16 protein-coding genes are annotated in these 23,729 nt (G+C 63.6%); 14 read left to right on the plus strand and 2 right to left on the minus strand.

Going from position 1 to position 23,729, the window contains the following annotated elements:
- Window positions 1-95: 95 nt before the first annotated feature.
- Entirely contained in the window at window positions 96-350 is a 255-nt protein-coding gene (gene bamE / locus CC207_RS13370; protein WP_088852238.1) for an outer membrane protein assembly factor BamE, read from the plus strand.
- Window positions 347-919, plus strand: a complete 573-nt coding sequence (locus CC207_RS13375; RefSeq protein ID WP_088852239.1) for a lipocalin family protein — start codon at window positions 347-349, stop codon at window positions 917-919. Before bamE ends, CC207_RS13375 begins: the two co-directional genes overlap by 4 nt.
- Window positions 920-1,078: 159 nt before the next feature.
- Here the strand turns inward: CC207_RS13375 and CC207_RS13380 are convergent, their stop codons facing one another.
- Window positions 1,079-2,443 (minus strand): formimidoylglutamate deiminase, encoded by a 1,365-nt coding sequence (locus CC207_RS13380; RefSeq protein WP_088852240.1) that lies wholly within the window; start codon window positions 2,441-2,443, stop codon window positions 1,079-1,081.
- 144 nt (window positions 2,444-2,587) lie between these two features.
- Between CC207_RS13380 and hutC the strand changes: the two genes are divergently transcribed.
- From hutC to hutG, 7 genes are all read left to right on the plus strand, one after another.
- Entirely contained in the window at window positions 2,588-3,298 is a 711-nt protein-coding gene (gene hutC / locus CC207_RS13385) for a histidine utilization repressor (protein WP_172402402.1), read from the plus strand.
- Complete coding sequence (locus tag CC207_RS13390; RefSeq protein ID WP_088852241.1) at window positions 3,295-3,867, plus strand: HutD family protein; 573 nt, start codon at window positions 3,295-3,297, stop codon at window positions 3,865-3,867. Before hutC ends, CC207_RS13390 begins: the two co-directional genes overlap by 4 nt.
- Window positions 3,868-4,022: 155 nt before the next feature.
- A complete protein-coding gene (gene hutU, locus CC207_RS13395; protein ID WP_028688392.1) occupies window positions 4,023-5,696 on the plus strand; it encodes a urocanate hydratase in 1,674 nt (557 codons plus the stop codon).
- 87 nt (window positions 5,697-5,783) lie between these two features.
- The gene (gene hutH, locus CC207_RS13400) at window positions 5,784-7,316 is read left to right on the plus strand and encodes a histidine ammonia-lyase (RefSeq protein ID WP_062362629.1); all 1,533 of its coding nucleotides are present in this window, start codon (window positions 5,784-5,786) and stop codon (window positions 7,314-7,316) included.
- A gap of 149 nt (window positions 7,317-7,465) precedes the next feature.
- On the plus strand, window positions 7,466-8,869 hold the full coding sequence (locus tag CC207_RS13405) for an amino acid permease (RefSeq protein WP_062362632.1): 1,404 nt from the start codon (window positions 7,466-7,468) through the stop codon (window positions 8,867-8,869).
- An 18-nt stretch (window positions 8,870-8,887) separates the two neighbouring features.
- Entirely contained in the window at window positions 8,888-10,093 is a 1,206-nt protein-coding gene (gene hutI, locus CC207_RS13410; protein WP_069015857.1) for an imidazolonepropionase, read from the plus strand.
- 10 nt (window positions 10,094-10,103) lie between these two features.
- Window positions 10,104-10,907: an N-formylglutamate deformylase gene (gene hutG, locus CC207_RS13415; protein ID WP_088852242.1), complete on the plus strand. Its 804-nt coding sequence runs from the start codon at window positions 10,104-10,106 to the stop codon at window positions 10,905-10,907.
- Window positions 10,908-10,969: 62 nt separating this feature from the next.
- On the opposite strand, the gene CC207_RS13420 is transcribed toward hutG, so the two are convergent.
- Entirely contained in the window at window positions 10,970-16,459 is a 5,490-nt protein-coding gene (locus CC207_RS13420) for a dermonecrotic toxin domain-containing protein (RefSeq protein ID WP_256582082.1), read from the minus strand.
- Between the two features lie 168 nt (window positions 16,460-16,627).
- Here CC207_RS13420 and pip point away from each other — a divergent pair, with 168 nt between their 5' ends.
- The 5 genes from pip (at window position 16,628) to CC207_RS13445 (ending at window position 23,659) form a co-directional block, all read left to right on the plus strand.
- Window positions 16,628-17,599: a prolyl aminopeptidase gene (pip, locus tag CC207_RS13425; RefSeq protein WP_028688386.1), complete on the plus strand. Its 972-nt coding sequence runs from the start codon at window positions 16,628-16,630 to the stop codon at window positions 17,597-17,599.
- Complete coding sequence (gene dtd / locus CC207_RS13430; protein ID WP_062362635.1) at window positions 17,596-18,033, plus strand: D-aminoacyl-tRNA deacylase; 438 nt, start codon at window positions 17,596-17,598, stop codon at window positions 18,031-18,033. The genes pip and dtd overlap by 4 nt, the downstream gene beginning before the upstream one ends.
- Window positions 18,034-18,296: 263 nt before the next feature.
- A complete protein-coding gene (locus CC207_RS13435) occupies window positions 18,297-20,033 on the plus strand; it encodes a glucan biosynthesis protein G (protein ID WP_218192828.1) in 1,737 nt (578 codons plus the stop codon).
- Window positions 20,026-22,599, plus strand: coding sequence for a glucans biosynthesis glucosyltransferase MdoH (gene mdoH / locus CC207_RS13440; protein WP_088852243.1), 2,574 nt, complete (start codon window positions 20,026-20,028; stop codon window positions 22,597-22,599). The genes CC207_RS13435 and mdoH overlap by 8 nt, the downstream gene beginning before the upstream one ends.
- 262 nt (window positions 22,600-22,861) lie before the next feature.
- Window positions 22,862-23,659: a transporter substrate-binding domain-containing protein gene (locus CC207_RS13445; RefSeq protein ID WP_028688382.1), complete on the plus strand. Its 798-nt coding sequence runs from the start codon at window positions 22,862-22,864 to the stop codon at window positions 23,657-23,659.
- Window positions 23,660-23,729: the final 70 nt, after the last annotated feature.

Raw genomic sequence — 23,729 nt, forward strand, 5'->3', positions numbered from 1 at the left:
AAACCTGGCCTGCCAGGGAACCACGGAGCCTTTTTCCCTTCTAAGCTCCCTGCAGGCCCTCGTACCTGCGTATCCACCTCCAGGAGTGTCCCTTCATGTCGTTGCGTTCCCTCGCCCTGTTGTCCTTGTGCGTCGTCCTGACCGCCTGCAGCAAGATCAACCAGGAAAACTATTCCAAGCTCAAGGCCGGCATGAACAAGGCTGAGGTCGAGCAACTGCTCGGTTCGCCCAAGGAGTGCTCCGGCTCGCTGGGCATGAGCAGTTGCACCTGGGGTGACGAGAAGAGCTTCATCAGCGTGCAGTACGCGGCGGACAAGGTCCTGATGTATTCCGGGCAGGGCCTCAAATGAGGCGTCTGCACCTGCTGCTGGGCGTGTGCCTGGTGATGCTGCTCGGTGGCTGCGCCACCTCGGCCACCGACCCGCTGGCGCCGAAGACCGCAGGTGCGGTCGACCTCAAGCGTTATCAGGGCAAATGGTTCGAACTGGCGCGTCTGCCGATGAAGTACCAAGATGGCTGCGCCCAATCCGAAGCCCACTACAACCTCAAGCCCGACGGCACGGTCGGCGTGCTCAACCGCTGCCGCACCCTGGGCGATGAGTGGCTGCGCGCCGAAGGCCATGCCACGCCGCAGGAGGCCGGGCACACCGACAAGCTGTGGGTGGAGTTCGACAATTGGTTCACCCGGCTGGTGCCCGGCGTGGCCAAGGGTGATTACTGGATTCTGTTCGTAGACGAACGCTACCGCACGACGATTGTCGGCAGCCCGGATCGCAAGTACCTGTGGATTCTTTCACGTACGCCTTCGCTGCCGGCCTGGGAGCGCGAGAACCTGTTGGCCAAGGCGAGGCAGCAGGGGTATGACACCAATCGGTTGATCTGGCGCACGCCTGACAAGCAGATTGTCGTCCGGCATTGAGCAGCAGACTGACGCGGTCCCTGCAGGAGCGGCCTTGTGTCGCGATAGGGTTGCGAAGCGCCCCCAGGATTTCAGTGTCAATGCACATATCGCCGGGGCCGCTATGCGGCCCTTTCCGACCGGCCCGACGCCTCGGCAAGGCCGCTACAGAGCCGGCGTTCAGGCTAGAAGCTGGCGCAGGGCTGCCGCAAACGCCACCGCGCTTTCCTCTTCCTGCCCATGACGCCCCTGGCGCACCACCCACTGCCCGTTGACCATCACATCGCGCACCTGGCGGTCGCCGCCGGCGAACAGCCAGCGGTTCAGGATCGCATCGCCTTCGGCCACGGCCAGGTATGGATCCTGCCCATCGAGCACCAGCCAGTCCGCGCGCTTGCCCACGGCAAGTTCGCCGATCGGCTGCCCCAGCGCCTGGGCGCCACCCGCCAGCGCGGCGTCGTAGAGGGTGCGGCCAACCATCGGCTGGTTGCTGCGATACAGCCGGTTGCGCCGCTGGTCGCGCAGGCGCTGGCCATACTCCAACCAGCGCAACTCCTCGACCACGCTGAGCGACACATGGCTGTCCGAGCCGATGCCCATGCGTCCGCCCTGGGCCAGGTAGTCCACCGCCGGGAAGATTCCATCGCCCAGGTTCGCCTCGGTGGTCAAGCAGAGCCCGGCCACCGCGCCGCTGCGGGCCATGGCGGCGACTTCGTCGGCTTCGGCGTGGGTGGCGTGGACCAGGCACCAGCGCTGATCCACCTCGACATGCTCGTATAGCCACTGCAGCGGACGGCGGCCACTCCAGGCCAGGCAGTCATCGACTTCCTTCTGCTGCTCGGCAATGTGGATATGAATAGGGCAGGCCGCATTGCTGGCGCCCAGCACATCGGCGATCTGGCCCGGCGTCACCGCGCGCAGGGAATGGAAGCACAGCCCCAGCGCTTGCGCCGGTTGTTGCGCCAGCAAGGGTGCAAGCTGCTGCTGCAGGCGCAGGTACTGCTCGGTGGAATTGATGAAACGTCGCTGACCGTCGTTGGGCGCCTGGCCACCGAAGCCGGAATGGCTGTACAGCACTGGTAGCAAGGTCAGGCCGATACCGCTGGCGCTGGCGGCGGCGCTGATGCGGCGCGACAGCTCGGCAGGGTCGGCATAGGCCTGGCCATTCTGGTCATGGTGCACGTAATGGAACTCGGCCACCGAGGTGTAGCCGGCCTTGAGCATCTCGATGTACAGCTGGCGGGCGATCACCTGCAACTGCTCCGGGGTGATCCGGCCGACCAGGCGGTACATCAGCTCGCGCCAGGTCCAGAAGCTGTCGTTGGGATTGCCGGCCACTTCCGCCAGCCCTGCCATGGCCCGCTGGAACGCGTGCGAGTGCAGGTTGGGCATGCCCGGCAGCAACGGCCCGGCCAGGCGCTCGGCGCCATCGGCGCTGGCATCGGCCTCGATCGAGGCCAGTCGGCCGTCGGCGGCGACCTCCAGGCGGACATTGCGGGCCCAGCCCGAGGGCAGCAGGGCGCGTTCGGCGAAGTAGGCGGACATCGGTGAAATCCTGTTATTGTTAGCTTGTATATACATATACAGCCGTTTGCCTGCCGGGTAAACTCCGGCAAGCTACCGTTCACTCCAACCGCACAAGGATTCAACGCCGTGCCGACACCTCCTGTCTCCGCGCTGGTTGCCCAGATGGGCGAAGGGCCGGCGCCGCTCTACGCCCGGGTGAAACAGATGATCATCCAGCAGATCGAGAGCGGCAGCTGGCCGCCTCATCACCGGGTGCCTTCCGAGAGCGAACTGGTCAGCGAGCTGGGCTTCAGCCGCATGACCATCAACCGCGCCCTGCGCGAACTGACCGCCGAAGGCCTGCTGGTGCGCATGCAGGGCGTCGGCACTTTCGTCGCCGAGCCCAAGAGCCGCTCGGCACTGTTCGAGGTCAACAACATCGCCGACGAGATCGCCGGCCGTGGCCACCAGCATAGCTGCCAGGTGATTACCCTGGCCGAGGAGGCCGCCGGTTCCGAGCGCGCCCTGGCCCTGGACATGCGCGAAGGCCAGCGGGTGTTCCATTCGCTGATCGTGCATTACGAGAACGGCGTGCCGGTGCAGATCGAGGACCGCTACGTCAACGCGGCCATCGCTCCGGATTACCTCAAGCAGGATTTCACCCTGCAGACGCCTTACGCCTATCTATCGCAGGTCGCGCCGCTTACCGAAGGCGAGCACGTGGTCGAGGCCATCCTCGCCGAGCCTGAAGAATGCACGCTGTTGCAGATCGAGCGGGGCGAACCTTGCCTGCTGATCCGCCGCCGCACCTGGTCGGGGCGCCAGCCGGTGACCGCCGCGCGCCTGATCCACCCCGGTTCCCGCCATCGCCTTGAAGGACGATTCAGCAAATGACTCAGTTGCAGTTGTTGCGCGCCCGGGATTATCCGCGCATGCCCTGGAAGAACGGTGGTGGCTTCACCGAAGAGATCACCCGCGATGCCGGCGACAGCCTGGACGGTTTTGGCTGGCGCTTGTCGATTGCCGATATCGAAGAGTCCGGTGGCTTTTCCAGCTTTGCCGGGTACCAGCGGATCATCACCGTGTTGCAAGGCGACGGCATGCGGTTGCTGGTCGATGGCCAGGCCAGCCGGCCGCTGCTGCCGTTCGATGCGTTTGCCTTCAGTGGCGAGAGCCAGGTCAGTTGCAAGCTGCTGGGCGGGGCGATTCGAGATTTCAATCTGATCTACGCGCCGCAGCGGTATCGGGCTCGGTTGCAGTGGTTCGATGGTGGCAACCGCGTGTTCAGTTCGGCGTCGACGCTGTTGCTGTTTGCCGCCGGCACTGATGTCGAGGTGAGGTTGGCTGGGGAAGAGACGCAGCAGCTTGGGCGGTATGACTGCCTGCGGATCGATGGCAACGAGGGGTTGCTGGAAATGGATATGCAGGGGCGATTCTGCCTGATCGAACTCACTTCGCGTTGAAATAACTGGGGCCGCAAAGCGGCCCCAGTTATTTCAGCCGCTCAGCGGATAGGTCTGATTTTTTTGGTTGTCCATGCTTGTACATACAAGTAAAGGTGTGTTTGTATATTGAGCACGACATACCCGCCCGCGGACGACCGCAGAGGACCTCTCCCGTGACTGACAACAACAAATACCGTGACGTAGAAATCCGTGCCCCGCGTGGCAACAAGCTGACCGCCAAGAGCTGGCTGACCGAAGCCCCGCTGCGCATGCTGATGAACAACCTCGACCCGCAGGTCGCCGAAAACCCGAAAGAGCTGGTGGTGTACGGCGGCATCGGCCGCGCCGCGCGCAACTGGGAGTGCTACGACAAGATCGTCGAGACCCTGACCCGCCTGGAAGACGACGAAACCCTGCTGGTGCAGTCGGGCAAGCCGGTCGGCGTGTTCAAGACCCACAGCAACGCCCCACGCGTGCTGATCGCCAACTCCAACCTGGTGCCGCACTGGGCCAACTGGGAACACTTCAACGAGCTGGATGCCAAGGGCCTGGCCATGTACGGCCAGATGACCGCCGGCAGCTGGATCTACATCGGCAGCCAGGGCATCGTCCAGGGTACCTACGAAACCTTCGTCGAAGCCGGCCGCCAGCACTACAACGGCAGCCTGAAAGGCAAGTGGGTACTGACCGCCGGCCTAGGTGGCATGGGCGGTGCCCAGCCACTGGCCGCCACCCTGGCCGGTGCCTGCTCGCTGAACATCGAGTGCCAGCAGAGCCGCATCGATTTCCGCCTGGAAACCCGCTACGTCGATGAGCAAGCCAAGGACCTCGATGACGCCCTGGCGCGCATCGCCAAGTACACCGCCGAAGGCAAGGCCATCTCCATCGCCCTGCACGGCAACGCCGCCGAAATCCTGCCGGAGCTGGTCAAGCGTGGCGTGCGCCCGGACATGGTCACCGACCAGACCAGCGCCCATGACCCGCTCAACGGCTACCTGCCGGCCGGCTGGACCTGGGAGCAATACCGCGACCGCGCGCAGACCGACCCGGCTGCGGTGGTCAAGGCCGCCAAGCAATCGATGGCCGTGCACGTCAAGGCCATGCTCGACTTCCAGAAGCAAGGCATCCCGACCTTCGACTACGGCAACAATATCCGTCAGATGGCCAAGGAAGAGGGCGTGGCCAACGCCTTCGATTTCCCGGGCTTCGTCCCGGCCTACATCCGCCCACTGTTCTGCCGCGGCGTCGGCCCGTTCCGCTGGGCCGCGCTGTCCGGCGACGCCGAGGACATCTACAAGACCGACGCCAAGGTCAAGGAACTGATCCCGGACGACGCCCACCTGCACCGCTGGCTGGACATGGCCCGCGAGCGCATCAGCTTCCAGGGCCTGCCGGCACGTATCTGCTGGGTCGGCCTGGGCCTGCGCGCCAAGCTTGGCCTGGCGTTCAACGAAATGGTGCGCAGCGGCGAGCTGTCGGCGCCAGTCGTCATCGGCCGTGACCACCTGGACTCGGGCTCGGTGTCCAGCCCCAACCGCGAGACCGAAGCCATGCGCGACGGCTCCGACGCGGTCTCCGACTGGCCGCTGCTCAACGCCCTGCTCAACACCGCGGGCGGCGCCACTTGGGTTTCGCTGCACCACGGCGGTGGCGTGGGCATGGGCTTCTCCCAGCACTCGGGCATGGTCATCGTCTGCGACGGTACCGATGAAGCCGCCGAGCGTATCGCCCGCGTGCTGACCAACGACCCGGGGACCGGCGTCATGCGCCACGCCGATGCCGGCTACCAGATCGCCATCGACTGCGCCAAGGAGCAGGGCCTGGACCTGCCGATGATCACCGGCTGATCGCCGCGCTTTGGATCGCACCCTGTACGGGTGATACTGAACAACAAGAAGGGGCCCTGCGTGGCCCCAAGCGATTGGAGTAGCGAAGTGACCGAATTGACCCTCAAGCCCGGCACCCTGACCCTGGCCCAACTGCGCGCCATCCACGCCGCCCCCGTGCGCCTGCAGCTGGACGCCAGCGCCGCACCGGCCATCGACGCCAGTGTCGCCTGCGTCGAGCAGATCATCGCCGAAGACCGCACCGCCTACGGCATCAACACCGGTTTTGGCCTGCTGGCCTCGACCCGCATCGCCAGCCACGACCTGGAGAACTTGCAGCGCTCGCTGGTGCTGTCCCACGCCGCCGGGATCGGCGCGCCGCTGGACGACGACCTGGTGCGGCTGATCATGGTGCTGAAGATCAACAGCCTCAGCCGTGGCTTCTCCGGCATTCGCCGTAAAGTCATCGACGCGCTGATCGCCCTGGTCAACGCAGAAGTCTATCCACACATTCCGCTCAAGGGCTCGGTCGGCGCTTCCGGCGACTTGGCCCCGCTGGCGCACATGTCGCTGGTGCTGCTGGGCGAGGGCAAGGCGCGCTACAAAGGGCAGTGGCTGTCTGCCACCGAAGCCCTGGCCGTTGCCGGCCTCGAGCCGCTTACCCTGGCCGCGAAGGAAGGCCTGGCCTTGCTCAATGGTACCCAGGCGTCCACCGCCTACGCCCTGCGCGGCCTGTTCCAGGCCGAAGACCTTTATGCTGCGGCCATCGCCTGTGGCGGCCTGACCGTGGAAGCGGCACTGGGCTCGCGTTCGCCGTTCGATGCGCGCATCCATGCCGTGCGTGGCCAACGTGGCCAGATCGACACCGCCGCCTGCTTCCGCGATCTGCTGGGCGACTCCAGTGAAGTGTCGCTGTCGCACAAGAACTGCGACAAGGTCCAGGACCCGTACTCCCTGCGCTGCCAACCACAGGTCATGGGCGCCTGCCTGACTCAGATCCGCCAGGCCGCTGAAGTCTTGGGCATCGAAGCCAACGCCGTATCGGACAACCCGCTGGTGTTCGCCGCCGAAGGTGATGTGATCTCCGGTGGCAACTTCCACGCCGAGCCCGTGGCCATGGCCGCCGACAATATTGCCCTGGCCATTGCCGAGATCGGTTCGCTGAGCGAGCGGCGCATCTCGCTGATGATGGACAAGCACATGTCCCAGCTGCCGCCGTTCCTGGTGGAAAACGGCGGGGTCAACTCCGGCTTCATGATCGCCCAGGTCACCGCCGCCGCGCTGGCCAGCGAGAACAAGGCGCTGTCGCACCCGCACAGCGTCGACAGCCTGCCGACCTCGGCCAACCAGGAAGACCACGTGTCGATGGCCCCGGCTGCCGGCAAGCGCCTGTGGGAAATGGCCGAGAACACCCGTGGCGTGCTGGCCATCGAATGGCTGGGCGCCTGCCAGGGCTTGGATCTGCGCAAGGGGCTAAAGACCTCGGTCAAGCTCGAACAAGCGCGCCAGGCGCTGCGCAAGGACGTGCCGCACTATGACCGCGACCGTTTCTTCGCGCCGGATATCGAAGTGGCGTCCGAGCTGCTGGCCAAAGGTACCTTGACCGGCCTGCTGCCGGCTGGGGTCCTGCCTAGCCTGTAATGCCGCTGGGGCCGCTGTGCGGCCCTTTCGCCGGCAAGCCGGCTCCCACGCAGGTGTGCCGCATGCACCCTGTGGGAGCCGGCTTGCCGGCGATGGGCTGCGCAGCAGCCCCCTCATTCTCACGACCAGAACAACAATAAGGACGTGACATGCAACAAGCTCAAGGTCTAAAGCGCGGGCTATCGGCCCGGCATATCCGTTTCATGGCGCTCGGTTCGGCAATCGGCACCGGGCTTTTCTACGGTTCGGCCTCGGCCATCCAGATGGCCGGCCCAGCCGTGCTGCTGGCCTACCTGATCGGCGGCGCTGCCGTGTTCATGGTCATGCGCGCCCTCGGCGAGATGGCCGTGCACAACCCGGTGGCCGGCTCCTTTGGCCACTACGCCAGCACCTACCTCGGCCCGATGGCCGGCTTCATCCTCGGCTGGACCTACGCCTTCGAGATGGTCATCGTCGCCATCGCCGATGTCACCGCCTTCGGTATCTACATGGGCTTCTGGTTCCCCGAGGTCGCCCGCTGGATCTGGGTGCTGGGTATCGTCTTCCTGATTGGCGGCCTGAACCTGTGCAACGTGCGGGTCTTCGGCGAGATGGAGTTCTGGCTGTCGCTGCTCAAGGTCGGCGCCATCGTCGCGATGATCCTCGCGGGCCTGGGCATCATGGCCTTTGGCTTCAGCCAGGTGGGCACCGGGCACGCGGTCGGGGTGAGCAATCTGTTCGACCATGGCGGCTTCATGCCCAATGGCGTCAGTGGCCTGATCGCCTCGTTCGCGGTGGTGATGTTCGCCTTCGGCGGCATTGAGATCATCGGCGTCACCGCCGGCGAGGCGAAAGATCCTCAGCGGGTCATCCCCAAGGCGATCAACGCCGTGCCGCTGCGCATCCTGCTGTTCTATGTGCTCACCCTGTTCGTGCTGATGTGCCTGTACCCGTGGCCGCAGATCGGCAGCCAGGGCAGCCCGTTCGTGCAGATCTTCAGCAACCTTGGGATCGGCTCGGCCGCGGCCGTGCTCAATATCGTGGTGATCTCGGCGGCGATCTCGGCAATCAACAGCGACATCTTCGGCGCCGGGCGCATGATGTATGGCCTGGCCCAGCACGGCCAGGCGCCGCGTGGCTTCGGCAAACTGTCGAAACACGGCGTACCGTGGATGACCGTGGTGGTGATGGGCGCGGCGCTGCTGATCGGCGTGCTGCTCAACTACCTGATCCCGGAAAACGTGTTCCTGCTGATCGCCTCGATCGCCACCTTTGCCACGGTATGGGTGTGGCTGATGATCCTGGTCACCCAGGTTGCCATGCGTCGCAGCATGAGCCGCGAGGAGGTCGCCCAGCTCAAGTTCCCGGTACCGTTCTGGCCCTATGGCCCGGCCCTGGCCATTGCCTTCATGGTGTTCATCTTCGGTGTGCTCGGCTACTTCCCTGACACCCAGGCGGCGTTGATCGTCGGCGTGATCTGGGTGGTGTTCCTGGTGGCGTCCTACCTGCTGTGGTGCAAGCCGCGCGCCGGTGGTGGCGAGCAGGTCCGGGAGCCTGCCGAGCTGCATCGCTGAATTAGAAAGGAGATCCTGATGAGAACCCTCTGGCAGCACTGCCACGCCGCGACCATGACCGATGGTCGCTACGCGGTCATCGAGGACGCGGCGATCGTCACCAGCGCTGGCCTGATCGAGTGGATCGGCCCCCGCGCTGACGTGCCTTCGGTCGCGGCCGACCGCGTCGTCGACCTGGGCGGCGCCTGGCTCACCCCCGGGCTGATCGACTGCCATACTCACGCGGTATTTGGCGGCAACCGCAGCGGCGAGTTCGAGCAGCGCCTGCAGGGCGTGAGCTATGCCGAGATCGCCGCCCAGGGTGGCGGTATCGCCAGCACCGTGCGGGCCACCCGCGCCGCCAGCGAGGACGAGCTGCTGGCCAGTGCCCGCCAGCGGGTGCAGGCGCTGATGCGCGACGGCGTGACCACGATCGAGATCAAGTCCGGCTATGGCCTGGACCTCGAGAACGAACGCAAGATGCTGCGCGTCGCCCGGCGCCTGGGCGAGGAGCTGCCGGTGACTGTACGCAGCACCTGCCTGGCTGCCCACGCCCTGCCGCCGGAATACGCGGGCAAGGCAGATGATTACATCGATCATATCTGCGAGCAGATGCTCCCGGCGCTGGCTGCCGAGGGGCTGGTGGACGCGGTGGACGCTTTCTGCGAGCACCTGGCGTTCTCCCCGGCTCAGGTCGAGCGCCTGTTCATCAAGGCGCGCGAGTTGGGGCTGCCGGTCAAGCTGCACGCCGAGCAGCTGTCTTCGCTGCACGGCTCGAGCCTGGCGGCGCGCTACCAGGCGCTGTCGGCCGACCACCTGGAGTTCATGACCGAGGAAGACGCCATCGCCATGGCCGAGGCCGGTACCGTTGCCGTGCTGTTGCCTGGGGCGTTCTACTTCCTGCGCGAAACCCAGCTACCACCGATGGACGCCCTGCGCCGGCACGGCGTGAAGATAGCCCTGGCCAGCGACCTCAATCCCGGGACTTCACCGGGGCTGTCGCTGCGCCTGATGCTGAACATGGGCTGCACCTGTTTCCGCATGACCCCGGAAGAAGCGCTGGCCGGTGTCACCGTTCACGCCGCCACGGCGCTGGGGCTGGGCGACAGCCACGGCTCGCTGGAAGTGGGCAAGGTGGCAGACTTCATCGCTTGGCAGATCGAACGCCCGGCCGACCTCAGCTACTGGCTCGGCGGCGACCTGCCCAAGCGTGTGGTGCGCCTGGGCCATGAGATATCCAATTGAGCGAGGCGACATGGACAAGGTATTGAGTTTCCACCAGGGCCGCCTGCCCCTGCTGATCAGCATGCCCCACGCCGGGCTGGGTCTGACGCCAGCCGTGCGTGAAGGCCTGGTTGACCAGGCACGCAGCCTGCCAGACACCGACTGGCACATTCCACGCCTGTACGACTTCGCCCGTGACCTGGGCGCCAGTGTGGTGGCGGCCGAATACTCGCGTTTCGTCATCGACCTGAACCGCCCGGATGACGACAAGCCGCTGTACGCCGGCGCCACCACCGGCCTGTATCCGGCGACATTGTTCGACGGCAAGCCATTGTTCAGGGAAGGCCAGGTGCCCTCCGTTGAGGAGCGGGCAACGTACCTGGAAGAGATCTGGCGCCCCTACCACGACATGATACGTCGCGAGCTGGACCGTCTGCGTGCCGAGTTCGGTTATGCACTGCTCTGGGATGCTCACTCGATCCGTTCACATATACCCCACCTGTTCGATGGCAAGTTGCCGGACTTCAACCTGGGTACTTTCAATGGTGCCAGTTGCCACCCGGAGCTGGCCGAGCGGTTGCAGACTGCATGTGCCCAAGCCAAAGGCTACAGCCATGTCCTCAATGGCCGTTTCAAGGGCGGGCACATTACCCGGCATTACGGCGACCCGGGTAACGATATTCATGCCGTGCAGTTGGAGCTGGCGCAGTGCAACTACATGAATGAAACCGAGCCATTTGCCTACCGCGAAGACCTGGCCCAACCGACGCAGAAGGTATTGACGCAGCTTTTGCAGGCCCTTCTGGATTGGGGCAATGAACGGTACAGGCGCTGAAGTTTTCCTGTGGAGTTGGCGACGCGCCGCGGGCCATGTGCGTCGCCAGTTCAAGCAGTTAATCAGTTGTTGATCTGCGCTATTGTGAGCTCACGCAACAGCTCCTGCTCCTCCAGATCCCTATCATTTTGCAATCTCTGTTGCAGGCTTAGCTCCTCCCCAAGCGAATGATCCTTGTTGGCCAGCTCAAGCACGTGCTGGCGGAAACGGGTTTCAATTTCAGCGAAGCGGTCGGCATGTTCGGCTCGCAGGCGTGCAACCCAGTCCGTATTTGCCAACATATAGTCGACCAGAGCATCGCTCAGTTCACTTTTGCGAACGTTTTCCAGCACTTGCGACAATTCATTAGGCGCCAGATTCGCGGCACTTCGAAAACGCATGCTGTCGGCAAGTGGAAGGTCAAGTTCCTTGGCCAGCTCCCGCCGGTAGGCCAGTCGCACCGAAACCCGGTCACCCGGGCCGGATCGCTGGCTGGCCAGTTTCTCCAGCTGTTCGATCCTGAACAGCTGCAATAGACGCCGGCGTAACGTTTGCAAGGTATCGCCAGCCTCGATGATCAGGCGCTGCCCCATCAGGTACAACTCGATATTGTTGAACTCCTGCAATGCGCCATCGTGGCAAGTCTGCGAGCCTGTTTCAGGGTCGGGCAATGCGGCTGCGGCAATATTTTCCATGAGCGGGCGCTCATCCTGGTTGCTTGCGGCTACCACCAGCATCATGCGCACGCGCTCGCAGAAGCTGGCTTGTGTGTTCGGGTCGACGTAGGGCGCAGCATTGCGCAAACGGCCTGCCAGGCGCAGCAGGTCGCTGCCTTCGAGCATGTCCCAGCAGTCGCGCAAGGCCTCGTTCTGCGCATCGTTGCCAAGCATCCAGTCTTCAAGCCTGGGTTTATCGTCGCCCAGTAGCGGGAAGTGAGGGTGATCCAGTGAGCCTTCGCTCGATGAGTCGTCAAGCATCAGGTTGTCCGGGATATCCAGGGCGAAGGAATAACTGTGCTGGCTGTCCGAGAGCGCACGCACCCGAAGAATGGTTTCCAGTGGCAAAGGGTTGTCGAACAAGGCAATCGAAGAAATAGGCATGGAGTTGCCCAGGTTCGAGAGGATGTGCTCTGGCAACTGGGTGATGCTGTTGGAACTCAAGTCCAGCAGCTCCAGCGGCAGCAAACTGTCGCACCAGCTGGGCCAGGCTTGCAGGTCCATGTTGGTCAGCGCGAGTGATTGCAGGTTGCTGGACAGCTGCGCGGGAACCTGCCTGATGGTCCCCACGCGGTTGCCTGAGAGGTCCAGCGAGGTCAGGTGCTCCAGCCCTGCGAAGGCCTCCAGCATCGCTTGATCGACTTCCAGGCCCATGTTGCGCATTTCCAGGTAGTTGAGTTGGGGAAGGTGTGCCAAGGCAGACGCCAGAGAAGAAGTGGCCGCCTGATGCGTATCAATGGTCAGCCGGGTGACGTTGGGGAAACGGCTGAGCAGATTAGCGACCTCTGAAGCGGCGCCGCTGGTGCGGGTCAGGAAGAGCGCCCGAACGCGTTCTTCAAAAAATGCCGGAAGCCGTCTGGGGAAGTGTTCGACAGCCACATCCTCCAATTGCAAGCGAAGGTATTGCTGGCCCTGTTCCTGCTGTTCCCAGAATCGGCCGATCGCTGCCTGGATACGCTGCCTGTCCGCCAACGCTGCGGGTGTCAGCGGGTTGCGCGAACTGGACGCCTGGGCCCAGCCGTCGATCGCGTCGCGCATCTGCTGGCGCTCATCGCGGATGCGTGCAAGCCGGTCGGTGAGCGCCGCGGACACATCCACGGTGATACCGGCTGTCCCGGCCCACTCGTTCAACAGCAAACGCTGCAAATGGGTTTCATTGATTGGGTTGTCTTCGAGTGCAATCACCGTCGGGCTTGGCAGGGCGTCTGCTTCATTGAGCAGGAACGATGGCAATGACCTGAGGTTGTTGTTGCGCAGGGACAGGTGGGTGATGCGTCTCAGGGCATCACTGCCAATCCCGATAGGCCACTGCGTCAGTTGCATGTTATCCAGGCCCAGGAAATCCAGAGACAGCTGATGGAAGCTAGGGCTGTTGTTCTGGGCCAGGCGGTTGCCACTCAGATTCAGGTACCTCAACTGGCGCAATGCTGCCAACTGATTGAGGTCGTTTTCGGAGAGCGCGATGTTCTGGTTGGTTAGCACCAGTCTTTGCAGCTCGGGCAAGCGCTCGGTGATGGAAGGGACAGCGAGAAGGAATAAGGACGGTGTAGCTCTGGGGTTGTACGGCCGGCTGATTTCAAGTGATTCGATCTGCGGCATCAACCTGAGCAGGCGTTGCAGCAAGCGTTCGTGCTGTGCCCAGCCGGCGAGGCTGCCTGACGGTAGATCGACCAGGCTCAAGCTGCGTATGCGACGGTAGAAGAAATCGGGCAAGGTCAGGGGGACATCGGCCAAGGAAACCCGCGTGATGCGGAGCTCAGCCGTGTGCTCGCCGCTTTCATCCAGAGCGGTGTCATACCAGTGTTGCATGATTGACTCGCGCAGGCGGCTGTAGTCCTGTGCAGCTTGCTCTGTCACGGGGGAAAAGGCCTCGCTCCAGTCAGCCAGCCTGCTTTGCAATTCATTGCGCTGCTCCAGCAGCACCTGCAGGTGTTCGAGCGTCTGCAATTGCGTACGTCCGCGATTGGCAAGCGAAAACAGTACCTGATCCGCCGAAAGCCCAGTGTGTGTGGCAAGGCCTGTTGCTTCGACAGCGTCGATCAGGCGCTGGTGGGTAATGCCTTGTGTTGCAGGGCCACCCCCGCTCAGCGGATAGCCCAGGCGCCCATCGGCCAGGCGCATGGGCGAACGGTAGCCAGGGAGCACTGGTTGCATGCCCAGAAACGTCCTCAAGGTCGAGCGGGGCAGCAAGGGGAGGGCCTGTACCAGGTGCTTTAATGCTTGCCGATCTGCGACACGCAACTGCGTCATGGCCTTTGGCAGCGCTTGATATATCGCTGAGTAAAGGTCAGCGTATGCCGTGAGCCCTGCACTCGGGCGGCTTTTATCGTGAACGATGTAGCCTGCCTCGGCATGAGTGATGGTCTGGTAGGGGCGCGTGTCCTGGGGGCCGATGCTCTGCGACTGGGCAGGCCAGGACATGCGCTGCAGCACTTGCAGTTTTGTCTCGGCCGGCCAGCCTGGCAGTCGCTCAAGCGTGTGCAGGATCAGTCGGTCACTGTCCCAGTTTGGCACCCCGGACAGGTACAGCCCTTCGCAGGCGCGGGCCAGGCGAATGTGTTGCAGGTAGACGCGGATTTCCTCTCCAAGGCGTATGGGTATCTTGCCGCTGCCAAGCATTTGCCGTTCGCTGGCGCTGGCGCCGCGTTCCAGCTCAGCGATTACGGGGACCGGCAGGTTCGGATACACCCGCTGTATGGTCTCGGCTCCCGGCGCCAGATTGCTCGGTAGGCGGGCGTAAGCTCTGGAATACTCCGTTGGCCAGGTGCTTGCGTCAGGTAGCTGGCGGATGGTTTCGTCAAGCTTGAAGCGTTGCATCGTGTCTTCCAGCAAGGCCGGCAGCCGCTGGTTCTCGGCCAAGACCCGGCGCAGTACGTCTTCGTGGGTGTCGCTTACGGCGAGTATCCGTTGTAGCGTTGGCTCGTCGAAGTGGTTGTTCAAATGACCGATACGGCGTAACAGGGCGCCGCCCGACCAGCTCAGTGGCTGATCGGTTACTTGCAACCAGGCCCCGGCCCCATTATGTCGTAGCGATGGCTGATAACCGCCAGCCTTGCTGGGGTGTTCGATGCTGTAGGTGCCTCTATCCACATTCCATTTGAGTGAAAATGCCTTGCCTTCAAGGCGTAACCAGATCTTCCCATCCTGGCGGTACAGCCCGAGCTCATCTGGTTTGGCCTGTGAGGGAAACGCGATGTCTTGTGCAAAGGGAGTCAGGTCCTTCTTCCACAAGCGCGTACTGCCATCCGGTAGCTCAACCTCCACCAGTTCCTCGATGAAGGAGGGCGTTGTCACAGCAATATGTTCTACCTCGGGCTCTTCCAGCGCGGCGCCTGTTTCGCCGACTTCTGTTCTCGTCGCTTTGGCTGCCGCGCTCAGTACGGCCATGATCGCCACGTTTTCGATCACATCGACCATGTAGGTGAAGGCTTTTTCGCGTTCGTCGTTTTTCCAGGCCTCGATGCCTTCGTATACCTCATGGGCTAGCTGGGTCACGCAGACGGCAAGCATCACCTCGCCCAGTCCGGGCACGAAGAAACCGGCGATGTTCAGGGCCGTCAGCACGCGGCCGGCGATCATTTTCCGGTGAGCCTGGGCGGTGCGCCGGTCGACGATTTCAGTCGGGATGGCGTTGAACAACGCATCTTTTTCATGGCGTTGGGCTTTCTGAAACGCCATGGCGCCTTGGAACGCGTGGCTGAAAGGCTCGGCAACCGGATACAGGGTGGCATGTGGGTCAGGGACACCCTCAAGTACCCCGCGGGCACTCCAGGTGATGGGCGTGAACCGGTCCTTGAGACGAGATATCGTCGACGCTTTGTCACGGTCGGCGATGTGTTTGTCCAGGTAGCTGATGTTGGCCTGGAGCCGGTCGCGCAAGTCGGCCTGCAGGGCCTCCAGGGTTGCAAATTCCTTGAGGGGCTCTGCGCTGTCCTCTGGGTTGTACAGGGCCACGGCCTGATGCCCTTTGGCCTGAAAGGTCATGAGCACAATCCCGGTCAGCTGCGTTTCCCACAGGTAGAGATAGCTGAACGTCACCTGCGAGGCTGCCGATAGCGGCTGGTCAAGCGGGACGGCAAGGGCTGCGGTGTACAGCGGTTCGCTGATATCGCCTTTGAGGCGGGCGAAATGTAAAGACTGCCGGAAGGCCGAGACCTCTGCTTGCCCCAGGGTCTGGTAAACGGACAGCTTGGCTTCATCGGCGCTGAGCTGCGTCGTGGCCGCAGGGTAATAGATCGCATGCACCAGTTGGTGATACTTGCCGCCGATGTCCAGCGTACGGCACAGGTCGGCGAAGTCTTCGGCGGCGATATCCACGGCATTGGTGATCGGCACGGTGCCCATGAAGCGCCGGTGATCGAGGATGACGGACTTCTTCAGCAGTGCCTTGGGCGCGTTCATCCCATGTTCGGCAGCGGTGTACTGGTCAAAGTTGTGCAGGGCACTTTGCAGCAACGAGCGGGTAGCCTGGTTCACGGCCATGCGCGCGTCGCTTGTATTGGTAGGGTCGATCAGGCGTGCATCGACCAAGTGTGTGTTGCGCACATCCAGGTCGAGCCCGAACCGCTGCTTGATGGCTTCAGTCAGTCGCTGGGCGGCGTAGGCTTGCAGGTCGGGTAGTTGTTCGAACAGTTTCTGCACCTGTGCCTGGTGTTCACGGTGGCGGGCATGTTCCTCCTGCCACGCTTTGGCAATTTCCGGTAGCCGCCGGATTGCTGCGGTCAGCCAAGCTGGGGCCTGCTGCCAGTTGCGCATGGCGCGATGGGTGTCTGGCGGGGCTTGCTTGAGCCAGGCGGGGATCTTGCGCTCGATGGCGGTGTAATGAGCGCTGGGCGAAGTTGTGGAGGGGGGTGGCATGGCGGGCCCTTGCTAGGTATGGGGCAAGGGACTATCGATGAGTTGGCTGGCGTGTTGGAGGTAAATGTATGTGCCCGGCTCGCGGTGGTGTCCGAGAGGACGGTGCTCAAAGCGCAATTCAGGTTTATGATGGCCCACGGCCGAACCAAACCTCACACGGAGTGCGCGATGCAGACCCTCTACCCGCAGATCAAACCCTACGCCCGGCACGATCTGGCCGTGGAAGCGCCGCATGTGCTGTATGTCGATGAGAGCGGCTCGCCGGAAGGTCTGCCCGTGGTGTTCATCCACGGCGGTCCGGGCGCGGGCTGTGATGCCCAGAGCCGTTGCTACTTCGACCCCAACCTGTACCGCATCGTCACCTTCGACCAGCGCGGCTGCGGTCGCTCCACGCCCCATGCGAGCCTGGAGAACAACACCACCTGGCACCTGGTCGAGGACCTGGAGCGCATCCGCGAGCACCTCGGCATCGAGAAATGGGTGCTGTTCGGCGGCTCCTGGGGCTCCACGCTGGCCCTGGCCTACGCCCAGAAGCACCCCGATCGCGTGCACGGCCTGATCCTGCGCGGCATCTTCCTGTGTCGCCCGCAGGAGATCACCTGGTTCTACCAGGAAGGCGCCAGCCGCCTGTTCCCCGACTATTGGCAGGACTACATCGCGCCGATCCCGGCAGAAGAGCGCGGCGACCTGGTCAAGGCCTTCCACAAGCGCCTGACCGGTAACGACCAGATCGCCCAGATGCATGCTGCCAAGGCCTGGTCGACCTGGGAGGGCCGCACCGCGACCCTGCGTCCGAACCCGCTGGTGGTCGACCGCTTCTCCGAGCCGCAGCGCGCCCTGTCGATTGCTCGCATCGAATGCCACTACTTCACCAACAACGCCTTCCTCGAGCAGGACCAACTGATTCGCGACATGCCGAAGATCGCCCACTTGCCGGCGGTGATCGTGCATGGTCGCTACGACGTGATCTGCCCGCTGGACAACGCCTGGGAGCTGCACCAGGCCTGGCCGAACAGCGAGCTGAAGGTGATCCGCGACGCCGGCCACGCCGCCTCCGAGCCCGGCATCACCGATGCCCTGGTGCGCGCCGCCGACCAGATGGCCCGACGCCTGCTCGACCTGCCCCTGGAAGAAGCATGAAGGGGCTGATCCAGCGCGTGCGCGGCGCCCGGGTTGAGGTGGCGGGGGAAATCGTCGGCGCCATCGACCAGGGGTTGCTGGCGCTGGTGGCGGTCGAGCCTGAAGATTCGCCTGAGCATGCCGACAAGCTGTTGCACAAACTGCTGAACTACCGGGTGTTCAGCGACGAACAGGGCAAGATGAACCGTTCGCTCAAGGATGTCGGTGGTGGCCTGCTGCTGGTGTCGCAGTTCACCCTGGCCGCCGACACCCGCAACGGCATGCGCCCGAGCTTTTCGACGGCTGCGCCACCGGCCCTCGGCGCCGAACTGTTCGACTATCTGCTGCGCCAGGCACAGGGTCAGCACCCGGTTGTGGCCAGTGGTCGCTTCGGTGCCGACATGCAGGTGCATCTGGTCAATGATGGCCCGGTAACATTTATGTTACAAATATGAGGTCAAAAAACCCTTTGTTTGTCGAAAAACAAGGGGTTTTGTACGATAAATAGTTTGTTCAGCCTGATGCGTTGTAACGCGACCTGCTGGATAATCGCGCGCTGCATGAACCTGCGTTCGCAGGTTCGTTTCACTTTGACTCGAGCATTGTCAGGATCCGTTTGGGGAATCATTAGGCCCTCACGGGGTCCGAACAGTGCTCGCCAACCCGGCATTGGTCGCTGGCCGTTGGTTTCATGATCTGTTTTCGGCGAGGATTGCTCGTGATTGTAAGCCCCTGTATTGCACCTAGAATCCCCGGTACCCGGCTGCGCAAGGCCATGCTGGCCGGCGTGGCGCTGGTCGGCCTGATGAGCGCGGGCCAGCTGTGGGCATTCAATCTGGACGATGTTGCAGCCAAGGCAAAGGATCTGGCCGGTCAGAAGTTCGAGGCACCGAAGAGCAACCTGCCGCCGGTGTTCCGCGACATGAAGTACGCCGACTACCAGAAGATCCGCTTCCTGCAGGAAAAGGCCGAGTGGGCCAAGGACAAGACGCCGTTCAAGCTCTCGTTCTACCACCAGGGCATGCATTTCGACACGCCGGTGACCATCAACGAGATCACCGCCAACAAGGTCAGGGAAATCAAGTACGACCCGAGCCGCTTCGAGTTCGGTGACGTGCCGCACGACGCCGACGCCACCAAGAACCTCGGCTACGCCGGTTTCCGCGTGCTCTACCCGATCAACAAGGCCGACAAGCAAGATGAGATCATGACTCTGCTTGGCGCCAGCTATTTCCGCGTGGTCGGCAAGGGCCACCGCTACGGCCTGTCGGCCCGTGGCCTGGCCATCGACACCGCGCTGCCGTCCGGCGAGGAGTTCCCGCGCTTTCGCGAGTTCTGGATCGAAAAACCCAAGCCGAATGACAAGCACCTGGTGATCTACGCACTGCTCGACTCGCCGCGCTCCACCGGCGCCTACAAGCTGACCCTGCGTCCGGGCGAGGATACCCTGGTCGACGTCAAGTCGCGGGTCTACCTGCGTGACAACGTCAGCCGCCTGGGCATCGCCCCGCTGACCAGCATGTACCTGTTCGGCCCCAACCAGCCGTCCAAGGTCATGAACTACCGTCCGGCCCTGCACGATTCCGAAGGCCTGTCGATTCACGCCGGCAACGGCGAATGGCTGTGGCGTCCGCTGAACAACCCCAAACACTTGGCCGTGAGCAACTTCAGTGTCGAGAACCCGCGTGGTTTCGGCCTGCTGCAGCGCCAGCGCGACTTCAGCGACTACGAAGACCTCGACGACGAATACGAGAAGCGCCCGAGCGCCTGGATCGAGCCGAAGGGTGACTGGGGCAAGGGCACTGTCGACCTGGTCGAGATCCCGACCGCCGACGAGACCAACGACAACATCGTGGCCTTCTGGAGTCCGGAAAAACTGCCGGAGGTAGGCAAGCCGTTCGAGTACGACTACCGCCTGCGCTGGACCATCAAGGAAGACCAGCTGCACTCGCCTGAGCTGGGCTGGGTCAAGCAGACCTTGCGTTCCACCGGCGACGTCAAGCAGTCCAACCTGATCCGTCAGCCCGATGGCACCATCGCCTTCCTGGTCGACTTCATCGGCCCGAACCTTGCCAGCCTGCCGGCCGACACCGCCGTGCGCAGTCAGGTCAGCGTTGGCGACAACGCCGAAGTGGTCGAGAACAACCTGCGTTACAACCCGGAAACCAAAGGCTGGCGCCTGACCCTGCGCCTGAAGGTGCAGGATCCGAAGAAATCCACCGAGATGCGTGCCGCGCTGCTGCGTGACGTTCCGGTCGAGCAGCCCGAGCCGGCCAAGGATGCCAAGCAGGACAAGGCCGCGGCCAAGCACGCTCACGCCAAGGCCGAGAAAGCCAAGGCCGAGAAGGCTGCCGAGCAACCCGCCGCCGATGCGGCATCCACCAACGGGACCCCGGCCACCACCGAGAAAGTGCTGACCGAGACCTGGAGCTATCAGTTGCCTGCCGATGAGTAACTCAAGCGCAAGGCCGGAATCGCTGAGCGAATACCTGGCCCACCTTCCCCTGAGCGACGAGCAGCGTGCGGAACTTGCCCGCTGCACCTCCTTCAGCGAGCTGCACCAACACCTGGCGGCCCAACCGGCCGCCGGCACCACCGAGGCCGCCCAGGCTTCGGTGGGCGCCCGTCTTACCGTCGGCAGCGCCGCCGAACTGGAAGACGCCGAGATGCTCGGCGTCGATGCCGGTGGGCGGCTGTGCCTGAAGATCGCCCCGCCGATCAAGCGTACCAAGGTCGTGCCCGAGCCTTGGCGCACCAACATCCTGATCCGCATGTGGCGCCGCATGACCGGCCGCACCAACGCCCCGCAGCCGCCCAAGCGCGAGCTGCCGCCGGCGCGCTGGCGCACGGTCGGTTCGATCCGCCGTTACATCCTGCTGACCCTGATGATCGGCCAGACCCTCGTCGCCGGCTGGTACATGAAGGGCATCCTGCCTTACCAGGGCTGGTCGTTCGTCGATCTCGACGAGATCCTCAACCAGCCGTTGTGGGACACGGTGGTGCAGGTGTGGCCGTATGCGCTGCAGACCTCCATCCTGGTCCTGTTCGGCATCCTGTTCTGCTGGGTGTCGGCGGGCTTCTGGACCGCCCTGATGGGCTTCCTCGAGCTGCTCACCGGGCGTGACAAGTACAAGATTTCCGGCAGCAGCGCCGGCAACGAGCCGATCGCGCCCGAGGCGCGCACCGCGCTGGTGATGCCGATCTGCAACGAAGACGTGCCACGGGTGTTCGCCGGCCTGCGCGCCACCTTCGAATCGGTGGCCGCCAGCGGCAACCTCGACCGCTTCGATTTCTTCGTGCTCAGCGACACCAACGACACCGATATCGCCGTCGCCGAGCAGCAGGCCTGGCTCGACGTGTGCCGTGAAACCAAGGGCTTCGGCCGCATCTTCTACCGCCGCCGCCGGCGCCGGGTGAAGCGCAAGAGCGGCAACCTCGACGACTTCTGCCGTCGCTGGGGCGGCGAATACAAGTACATGGTCGTGCTCGACGCCGACAGCGTCATGAGTGGCGAGTGCCTGAGCAGCCTGGTGCGCCTGATGGAGGCCAACCCGGACGCCGGTATCATCCAGACCGGGCCGAAAGCCTCGGGCATGGACACCCTGTATGCGCGCATGCAGCAGTTCGCCACCCGCGTGTACGGCCCGCTGTTCACCGCCGGCCTGCACTTCTGGCAGCTGGGCGAATCGCACTATTGGGGCCACAACGCGATCATCCGCATGAAGCCGTTCATCGAGCACTGCGCCCTGGCGCCGTTGCCGGGCAAAGGTGCGTTTGCTGGTGCGATCCTCTCCCACGACTTCGTCGAAGCCGCGCTGATGCGCCGTGCCGGTTGGGGCGTGTGGATCGCCTACGACCTGCCGGGCAGCTACGAAGAGCTGCCGCCGAACCTGCTCGACGAACTCAAGCGCGACCGCCGCTGGTGCCACGGCAACCTGATGAACTTCCGCCTGTTCCTGGTCAAGGGCATGCACCCGGTGCACCGCGCGGTGTTCCTCACCGGGGTGATGTCGTACCTGTCGGCGCCGCTGTGGTTCCTGTTCCTGGTGCTGTCGACGGCGCTGCTGGCGACCAACACCCTGATGGAGCCGCAGTACTTCATCGAGCCGTTCCAGCTTTACCCGCTGTGGCCGCAGTGGCACCCGGAGAAAGCCATCGCGCTGTTCTCCACCACCATCGTGCTGCTGTTCCTGCCCAAGCTGCTCAGCGTCATCCTGATCTGGGCCAAAGGCGCCACCGAATTTGGCGGGCGCATCAAGGTCACCCTGTCGATGCTGATGGAGATGCTGTTCTCCATGCTGCTGGCGCCGGTGCGGATGATCTTCCACACCCGCTTCGTGCTGGCCGCGTTCCTCGGCTGGGCCGCGACCTGGAACTCGCCGCAGCGTGACGACGACTCGACTCCGTGGAGCGAGGCGGTACGTCGCCATGGTCCGCAGACCCTGCTGGGCATCGCCTGGGCTGGCCTGGTGGCCTGGCTGAACCCGAGCTTCCTGTGGTGGCTGGCGCCGATCGTCGGCTCGCTGGTGCTGTCGATCCCGGTGTCGGTAATTTCCAGCCGCACGCGCCTGGGCCTGGCGGCCAAGGACGAGAAGCTGTTCCTCATCCCCGAGGAATATGCAACGCCGCAAGAGCTGCTGGCGACCGACCAGTACACCCACGAGAACCGCTGGCACGCCCTGCATGACGGTTTCGTCCGTGCCGTGGTCGACCCGCGCCAGAACGCCCTGGCCTGTGCCATGGCCACTGCGCGTCACGGCCAGGCGGCTCCGATCGATGCGCTGCGCGCCGAGCGCGTGGGCAAGGCACTGGAAGTCGGCCCGAAAGGCCTGGACCTGAACACCCGCCTGGCGCTGCTCAGCGATCCGGTGGCGCTATCGCGTCTGCACGAGCAGGTGTGGGCCGGGCACAACACGGCGTGGATCGATGTGTGGCGGGCGTCCATCGCCAACGATCCGCACTCGCCGCTGCTGCCGCTGCATCCGGAGAACGTGGCCCAGCCAGCCTTGGCCGGCGCCTGACCCTTCCTTGGGGCCGCTTCGCGGCCCGTTCGCCGGCAAGCCGGCTCCCACAGGTGCAACACTATCCTTGTGAGAGCCGGCTTGCCGGCGATACGAGGGCAAAGCCCTCGTTCTTCGCCATCTTTTGGCCAACAAAGTCCCCCCCGGCTCTAGGTCCTGCGCCGCGCATGCGTTAGCATCCGTCCCGATATTGCGCATCGGTCTGTCGGACCGTGCTTACAAGAAAAAATCTGCGTACTTCTTGCTAGGGGACTTGGTGATGATTAAGAAATACCTGTCGCGACTGCTGGTAGGTGCGACCGCCCTGATCGCGGTGACCGCCGCCCAGGCCGGCGCCATCGACGACGCGGTCAAGCGTGGCACCCTGCGCGTGGGCATGGACCCGACCTACATGCCGTTCGAAATGACCAACAAGCGCGGTGAGATCATCGGCTTCGAGGTCGACATCCTCAAGGCCATGGCCAAGTCCATGGGCGTCAAGCTGGAGATGGTTTCCACCGCCTACGACGGCATCATCCCGGCCCTGATGACCGACAAGTTCGACTTCATCGGCAGCGGCATGACCCTGACCCAGGAACGCAACCTGCGCCTGAACTTCAGCGAACCCTTCATCGTGGTTGGCCAGACCCTGCTGATCCGCAAGGAGCTGGCGGGCGAGATCAAGTCGTACAAGGACCTGAACAACGAGAAGTACCGCCTCACTTCCAAGCTTGGCACCACCGGCGAGATGGTCGCGAAGAAGCTGATCAGCAAGGCCAAGTACCACGGCTACGACAACGAGCAGGAAGGGGTGATGGACGTGGTCAACGGCAAGGCCGACGCCTTCGTCTACGACTCGCCCTACAACGTGGTGGCGGTGGAGAAGGCCGGCGCCGGCAAGCTGGTGTTCCTGGAAGAGCCTTTCACCTACGAGCCGCTGGCCTTCGGCCTGAAGAAAGGCGACTACGACAGCATCAACTACATCAACAACTTCCTGCACCAGATCAAGCATGACGGGACCTACGATCGTATTCACGACAAGTGGTTCAAGAGCAAGGACTGGCTGAAGGAAATGGAATAAGGCCCGGGCCAAAACCCCAGGCACTGACCTCGACGCGCAGGCAAGCCCTGCGCGTTTCGCTTTTACGGAA

The organism is Pseudomonas sp. DrBHI1 (genome assembly GCF_002205115.1).
GTDB lineage: Bacteria > Pseudomonadota > Gammaproteobacteria > Pseudomonadales > Pseudomonadaceae > Aquipseudomonas > Aquipseudomonas mosselii.

Excerpts from the sequence above, each read along its gene's own strand:
- CC207_RS13380 (WP_088852240.1), bottom strand. The coding sequence starts at position 2,443 with ATGTCCGCCTACTTCGCCGAACGCGCCCTGCTGCCCTCGGGCTGGGCC.
- dtd (WP_062362635.1), top strand. The coding sequence starts at position 17,596 with ATGAAGGGGCTGATCCAGCGCGTGCGCGGCGCCCGGGTTGAGGTGGCG.
- bamE (WP_088852238.1), top strand. The coding sequence starts at position 96 with ATGTCGTTGCGTTCCCTCGCCCTGTTGTCCTTGTGCGTCGTCCTGACC.
- CC207_RS13405 (WP_062362632.1), top strand. The coding sequence starts at position 7,466 with ATGCAACAAGCTCAAGGTCTAAAGCGCGGGCTATCGGCCCGGCATATC.
- pip (WP_028688386.1), top strand. The coding sequence starts at position 16,628 with ATGCAGACCCTCTACCCGCAGATCAAACCCTACGCCCGGCACGATCTG.
- CC207_RS13375 (WP_088852239.1), top strand. The coding sequence starts at position 347 with ATGAGGCGTCTGCACCTGCTGCTGGGCGTGTGCCTGGTGATGCTGCTC.
- hutI (WP_069015857.1), top strand. The coding sequence starts at position 8,888 with ATGAGAACCCTCTGGCAGCACTGCCACGCCGCGACCATGACCGATGGT.
- CC207_RS13390 (WP_088852241.1), top strand. The coding sequence starts at position 3,295 with ATGACTCAGTTGCAGTTGTTGCGCGCCCGGGATTATCCGCGCATGCCC.
- hutG (WP_088852242.1), top strand. The coding sequence starts at position 10,104 with ATGGACAAGGTATTGAGTTTCCACCAGGGCCGCCTGCCCCTGCTGATC.
- hutC (WP_172402402.1), top strand. The coding sequence starts at position 2,588 with ATGGGCGAAGGGCCGGCGCCGCTCTACGCCCGGGTGAAACAGATGATC.
- mdoH (WP_088852243.1), top strand. The coding sequence starts at position 20,026 with ATGAGTAACTCAAGCGCAAGGCCGGAATCGCTGAGCGAATACCTGGCC.
- CC207_RS13420 (WP_256582082.1), bottom strand. The coding sequence starts at position 16,459 with ATGCCACCCCCCTCCACAACTTCGCCCAGCGCTCATTACACCGCCATC.